The sequence below is a fragment of the Caballeronia udeis genome, from assembly GCF_001544555.2.
Taxonomy (GTDB): domain Bacteria; phylum Pseudomonadota; class Gammaproteobacteria; order Burkholderiales; family Burkholderiaceae; genus Caballeronia; species Caballeronia udeis.
Genome location: NZ_FCOK02000103.1, coordinates 22,378 through 28,485, shown reverse-complemented (window position 1 = coordinate 28,485; position 6,108 = coordinate 22,378). Strand labels below are relative to the sequence as shown.

General features: G+C 58.9%; 6 protein-coding genes. All 6 read right to left on the bottom strand.

The window, feature by feature from the left end:
• The coding region (gene tnpC / locus AWB69_RS50010; RefSeq protein ID WP_156529153.1) for an IS66 family transposase at positions 1–1,334 on the bottom strand (1,334 nt) is incomplete at its 3' end.
• Positions 1,335–1,384: 50 nt separating this feature from the next.
• Positions 1,385–1,681, bottom strand: coding sequence for an IS66 family insertion sequence element accessory protein TnpB (gene tnpB / locus AWB69_RS40820; protein WP_062092452.1), 297 nt, complete (start codon positions 1,679–1,681; stop codon positions 1,385–1,387).
• A 44-nt stretch (positions 1,682–1,725) separates the two neighbouring features.
• Positions 1,726–2,070, bottom strand: coding sequence for an IS66 family insertion sequence element accessory protein TnpA (gene tnpA / locus AWB69_RS40815; RefSeq protein WP_407923082.1), 345 nt, complete (start codon positions 2,068–2,070; stop codon positions 1,726–1,728).
• A complete protein-coding gene (locus tag AWB69_RS40810; RefSeq protein ID WP_231937400.1) occupies positions 2,001–3,332 on the bottom strand; it encodes an MFS transporter in 1,332 nt (443 codons plus the stop codon). The genes tnpA and AWB69_RS40810 overlap by 70 nt, the downstream gene beginning before the upstream one ends.
• A gap of 408 nt (positions 3,333–3,740) precedes the next feature.
• Positions 3,741–5,036 (bottom strand): MFS transporter, encoded by a 1,296-nt coding sequence (locus AWB69_RS40805; RefSeq protein WP_062092448.1) that lies wholly within the window; start codon positions 5,034–5,036, stop codon positions 3,741–3,743.
• 151 nt (positions 5,037–5,187) lie between these two features.
• Positions 5,188–6,081 (bottom strand): type 2 periplasmic-binding domain-containing protein, encoded by an 894-nt coding sequence (locus AWB69_RS40800; protein ID WP_062092447.1) that lies wholly within the window; start codon positions 6,079–6,081, stop codon positions 5,188–5,190.
• Between the last annotated feature and the right edge of the window lie 27 nt (positions 6,082–6,108).

Genomic DNA, 6,108 nt, shown 5'->3' with positions numbered 1-6,108 from the left:
GCAATAGGCCTGATCTGGCGTTCTAGAGCATTGTTGTCTGGCAATAGGACGCCGTTCTCCGTGTACCGGATCAGCGCCTCCCAATGCCGTAACGCATAACCAAATGCCTTGGCAAGCGGCGCTCGTGGGAGCAAACCGATGCTGTTCGCCTCGAGCCACTGAAGAAACTGCGCAAGCACCGGCAAGGCTTCGGTTTGCCGTGCCGCCAGCTTGATGTCTGGTGCCTGGTCTTTGACCCGCGATTCAATCGCATACAGCTTGGCGATCCACTGAAGGGCTTGCGCCGCGAGCCCCGGCTCCTTCTGATCCTTAGCAATTTCGAAGAACCGTCGACGGCAATGCGCCCAACATCCAACCTCGATAATATCGCCTCGCGCGTATAGCGCACCATGGCCGCTATACGCGTCGGCCTGCAGATACCCTTTGTATTCGTTTAGGTACAGCAGCGGATGTGCTCCCGCACGCGACTCTGCGAACTCGAACACGACTGCCGGCGGATGGTCGATCCAGACGCCGTTCTCGTTGCGCTGGCCCGCGCCCAGATAACCCCATAGTCGTGCTGTGCGCGTTGATGGGTGCCCTCGCTCAAGCAGAGGTAGCGTCGTGTCATCCACGTGCATGCGCGGCGCCTTCAACTGGTGAGCGCGCAAGCTAGGCAGCAGTACCGAGAGTAGCTCAGCAGATGCCAGCTTCCATTCGCACAACGTGGCACGTGGTAAGTACACGCCCCGGCGCGCGTAGCGCATTTCCTGACGATTCAACGGCAAATGATCGACATAGGTGTTGACCAGGACGTTGGCGAGCAGGCTGGCGCTTGCATTGCTCTTGGGCAACGGCGAGGGCTGAGCGCTTGCGGTCACGATGGTCGATTCGCCGTCCTTCTTCGCCACGTATTTGAAGCGGATGTGCTCAATGACGGTGAGCTTGGACGGCTCGTAATGCAGCGTCTCGCTGCGCTCTTCGCCAATGCGTTCGAGCGTATCGAACGCCATCTTCTGTTCGTCGCTCAGATCGTATTCGATGCGTGTGCGTGGCAGGTCCTTGGGCAGTGCAGGACGCCCTTTACGGGTGTGACTCTCTACAGGAACGGCATCGACTGCTGGCGGTGCCGGGATATCAGTGGCGGCGTCAAACAGCTCGGCTTGGCCCGCCAGGCGCTCGGAGCTCACGCCAAAGCGCGCACGGTTCAACTGCGCAATCTGATGCTGGAGGATTTCCAACTGCTCCCACAACACCCGTGCAAGCCGGTTCTGTTCGAGCGCGAACGCTTGCAGCGCATCGGGCTCGACGGGAAGATCCGCGACAGTGACGGCGTTGGGTGGCATGTGTTCCATGATGCCTAACTCAGGCCACGTTTACAAGCTCGGCGCTACGCTGGAGCACCTCACGTCACGCGCGTTACTGCCACGGTGCGGTGCGGCTCTCGCGCCGGAATCTCGATGCCTTCGAGCCATGCGTTGAGCTCGGCGAGCGTGAAGCCGCGCTGAGCAAGTAACGAGGGTAACGGGAAACGGCCTCTTTCGAGACGCTTATACCAAAGCGCGAAGCCGGTCCGGTCCCAATAAAGAATCTTCACTTTGGAACGGTCGCGCGCCACGAAGACGAACAGGTTGCCCGATGCAGGCTTCTGAGCAAGTAACGGCTCGACGAGATAGGACAGCCCATCAATCGCCTTGCGCATGTCTACCGGGTCGCGACAAATGTAAGCGCGAACGTCCGAGGCAATCAGCACCGGCCACCTCCGAGCTGTCCAAGCACAAATCGCACGATGCGCTCGGCGTGAACGCCGCTCAGTTCGATACGAACGCCAGCGAGCGATAGCGTCACCCCGTCACGCGACGGCGACACATCAGCCGCTTGCGTTGCAACAGGCGGCCTTGAGGGACCCAGTTCGCCGTCCAGATTGGAAACGATGAATGCCGCATCCGCAGTAACCGCGAGCGGCTGCTTAATCTCTTTGATGTGGGTCGAAAGCTTCTTGCGCCACAGGCTGAAGGTGCTTACCGCCAAACCCTGTTCCCGGCAAAATCGCCGAGCGCCGATACCACTCGCCTTCCAGGCGGTAACCATTTCGCCCCAGAACGCTTCCCCTTGCCGTGGGCGACGTGTACCCATCGCCGTTGCAGCCTTAATGTTCTCGTCTTCCATCGCATTGCCCTCGTTCTCTCGAAAGCACCACCTTCACATTCGGGATGCCCCGATTCAAGACGGGTTCCGCTGACGCTTACAGTGCTCGCGCCGATAAAGAGCGTGTTTACGGCAGCGACTCGTCCGCGCATGCGATCAGGCGTTTCCAGTTGGACAAGTGTCTGCCGCACCACCACGCTGATTGTGTCGGCACCGCCCGCGATCGCCAGCAAGATCAGCGATATCACAAACGACCGGGACAGCCCGAAGGCGACAATACAGATTCCATAGACAGCGACAGCAATCAGTAATTTCTTGCCGACGCCGCTGCGGATCACGTGACGGGACAGTGTGAGGCCGACGCAAAGCGCACCCACTGCGGGCGCGGAGCGCAGTAACCCCAGTCCTTGTGGCCCGACATGCAAGATTTCTCTCGCGTAGACAGGCAGGAGTGCTGTGGCGCCCCCGAACAGGACAGCGAACAGGTCGAGCGAGATGCCGCCGAGCAACAAAGGATTGCTCCAGACGAAGCGTAAGCCGGCAAGGACCGTTTCAGCCGTGACAGGTTCGCGCGGGCGCGAAACGTAGTCGTAACGTATGAATGCGACCATTACGGCGCTCACGCAGAAGAGAGCGGCGCAGGTCAGGTAGTCGGCGTTGACATTAATTGCGAATAGCAAGCCGCCCAACGCCGGCCCGGCTATCACGGACACCTGCTGGACCACCGTGCTGAGCGCCATCGACCGCGCAAGCAACGACTGAGGCACAAGCATGGGCAGCAATGCCTGCTGTCCTGACATCTGGAATGGGCGAATGGCGCCGAGAATGAGCGAGAGACCGAGCAGCACGTCGCGCGTCACGAAGTGCATAACGGTCGCTACGGCGAGCAACACGGCCATGGCGGCCTGGGCCCCAAGGCAGACTGCAACGATTCGACCGCGATGCATGCGATCGGCGCAATGGCCCGCGACGAACGTCATGCCGAGCCCGGGAACGAACTGGAATAGCCCGACGAGGCCAAGATCCCACGCGCTCGATGTCAGGTCATACATGTGCCAGCTGACCGCTAGCATTAGCATCTGCTGGGCAGCGATGGAACCGACACGCGCTAACAAGAAGCGCGGCAGCGACGTATGCCGCAGTAAAGGTGTCGTGGTATCGCGCGTCTTGGGCGACGGCAGCGCAGGCTCGGGTATGCGCGTCATGCCCGATTCCGGCCAAGGCGTTTGCCGTTCAGATTGCGCGGCGACAACCGCCCGCCTTCCGCGATGTAGAAGGAAGGGCGGATATCGATAATTCTATTTGGCATAAAAAGCGTCAGATGAGAATTGAAAGCAGCCCGGCTTACAGAGAGCGACGCACCCCTCGAGAGGACTTTTTTAACGGCGTGCATGGCTTGCGCGATCCCGAGCGCACATAGGCATTCATATCGAGCTTCGGGACATCCGGCAACGCTTGGCACTGAAGCAGTGCTTTCTGCGCTTTGCACTTCACGCTCCGTGGAAAGCGTGTTGCGAGTCGTTGTGCTGTCTGATGCGAATTCACTGAAGTTACCCGGAATCCGCTGATTGATTTTTAAGCACCCCCGAACCTGCCCTGGACCCGTCATTTTCTTAATACGTCGACAGTACCCGCTCCTGCTGTTCGTGTTCGGAGTCATTGACTCTGGGCGCCCATTTCCGTTGGAGCAAGACCACTGTGCTGATGGCCCCCAGGATCAGGAAGATGAAAATTGCCAGCATGGGCAGAGTGTAGCTGCCTCCCAGATGTAGCAACCAGCCGGACAAGCTTGCCGAAATCCCACCTGCCAGACTGGTCGCCACCTGCTGCAAGCCCGTGTTCAGACCAACCGCCTGCTTGGGAATCAGGGTAAGTTTGACCAGCGCGAGGTTGTTCGCCGTTGCCAGTCCCAGCAGCGAGAGCGACACCACGTTCCAGAGCAAGGCCATTTGCGGTGAGCGCGTATAAGCGCCAAGCAAAACGGTTGTACCGCCGATAAACCCGGCCACGATAAACGACTTGCGCACCAGCACAGCATCGTAGCCGCGCGCGATCAGGCGGTCTGCTGCGAACCCGGCAAGCGCGGCCACAATCGCAACGCCTGCGAAGCTAAAGAAGGTATATAGCCCCGATTGTCTTAGCGAAAGGCCGCGCTGTTCGACCAGATAAGCCGGCATCCAGGTCATGCAGTAGAACGCGAAGTAGCTGTAGCAAAAATTGTTGATCAGGCCGCCCCATACCACCGGGCTCGATAAAAGATTGCCAAGCGGCACTGTGGCCGCCCGTTGCTTTGCCGCCGCAAGCCCGGCTCTGGACGGAAAATCATTCCGAAGCATCACCAACCACGGAATCAGCCAGATCAGCCCGACCAGACCGGTCGCAATGAACATTACCTTCCATGAACTGGTGATGATTAGCCAGGCCGCAATCGGTGCGCCAAGGGCCGGCCCCATCTTGCCGCCGATTGAATAAATCCCGAGGGCCGTGCCTTTCTGGCTTTCCTTGAAGTTGTTGGCAAGGTAGCGATACGTGGCGGGAACCACCACGGCTTCGGCGGCACCAATCATCAGGCGCACGAGGATTAGGGCGGGAAGCGTAGTGACCAGACCGGTTGCCGCGGCCGCCAGGCACCATAGTACAAAGCAGATGGCGTAGGGCCATTTCACGCCATAGCGATCGACGAGCCAGCCCATGGGCATCTGGAGCAAACCGTAGGACCAGAACACGGCAGAGCCGAGCCAGCCGCGCTCGACGTGCGTCAGCCCAAACTCACGCACGAAATGATGGTCCGCGAGAGCGGTGGACATGCTCGAGCGGTCCACAAAAGAGATCATCAGCCCGAGCGCAAGGAGCACCAGAATGCCCCAGCGATTCTCGTACTGCGCCCCTTTTTGTCCAGCTGTCTCCATCCATTAACCTCCGATAATCTCTCTTTTTTCGACGGAAGCTTTTGTGCTTTTCTGTTGACTTGAAATCACCCCTGCCGAGGGGGCTATTGAAAGTAACCTCAAGGAGCATCCGAGTCAACCCGGATGCTCCTGACAGCATTTCATCACTTACTCAAAGGTTGCCGGTCACATCATCGAACAATTCATCGACCGACAGGCGATGCGGAATGATCTTCTGGTCAAGCGCCCAGTCGATCGCCAACTGAAGCCCTTTGCGGTTCTCCTCCAGTCCGATCGGAGGAAAGATGGCGGGCACGCCGCCTTCAGTTAGAGCACGGCTTTCGACGATCATCCGGTACAGCTCACGAACTACCTCTGGATGCTTCTTCGAAATGTCCGCGTTCACAACAAACATGTGGTTGATCGGCACCACACCCTCACGCGCATACCAATCTTTGGCTGCCGCCTGTGCATCGGGGACAAGCGTGCGCACGCGCGGGTCTTTGGGCATATCTTCACCGAGCAATGCTGCACTCAGCTCTCCGTCGAGCATCATCTGTGGGATCGATGACCCCGCTGGCAAGCGCACGCAGTTACCCGGATCGCTATATTCGGCGAGATGTCCGTCGCCGAGCGTCATCCAGGTCACCTTGTCCAGATCGACACCGTATTCGTGGCGCAGAATACCCCGGATCCAGAGCGCCGTCGTCTGGGTATAGGTGCGAACGCCGACCTTTTTGCCTTCAATATCCTTCGGTTTGATCTCGCCAAAGTCGATGTTGAAGCCGGCGCAATGATGCTGGAAGCGTCCCGATATCGGCGTCGGCAGCAAGACATATGGTTTGTCATATGCCTTCGCCTGCAAGAAGGTAACGATCGCCAATTCGCCCGCGTCGAACTTGTTTTCCCGAACCATCGCCTTGAAGCCGTTATGTGCCGGGGTCGGCCCGCAGTAGTCCAGCTTGACGAGGTCCGAGCTCACCCGCCCGTCCTTCATCGCCTTCGTTACCGGGTAATCGGCCAGATTGGTGCGTAGTGTTGGCACCTCGGTTGCCGTCGTTGACATGTATCTCGCTCCTTGTGCTCAAACAGA

Excerpts from the sequence above, each read along its gene's own strand:
- AWB69_RS40800 (WP_062092447.1), bottom strand. The coding sequence starts at position 6,081 with ATGTCAACGACGGCAACCGAGGTGCCAACACTACGCACCAATCTGGCC.
- tnpA (WP_407923082.1), bottom strand. The coding sequence starts at position 2,070 with ATGGTTACCGCCTGGAAGGCGAGTGGTATCGGCGCTCGGCGATTTTGC.
- tnpB (WP_062092452.1), bottom strand. The coding sequence starts at position 1,681 with ATGCGCAAGGCGATTGATGGGCTGTCCTATCTCGTCGAGCCGTTACTT.
- AWB69_RS40810 (WP_231937400.1), bottom strand. The coding sequence starts at position 3,332 with ATGACGCGCATACCCGAGCCTGCGCTGCCGTCGCCCAAGACGCGCGAT.
- AWB69_RS40805 (WP_062092448.1), bottom strand. The coding sequence starts at position 5,036 with ATGGAGACAGCTGGACAAAAAGGGGCGCAGTACGAGAATCGCTGGGGC.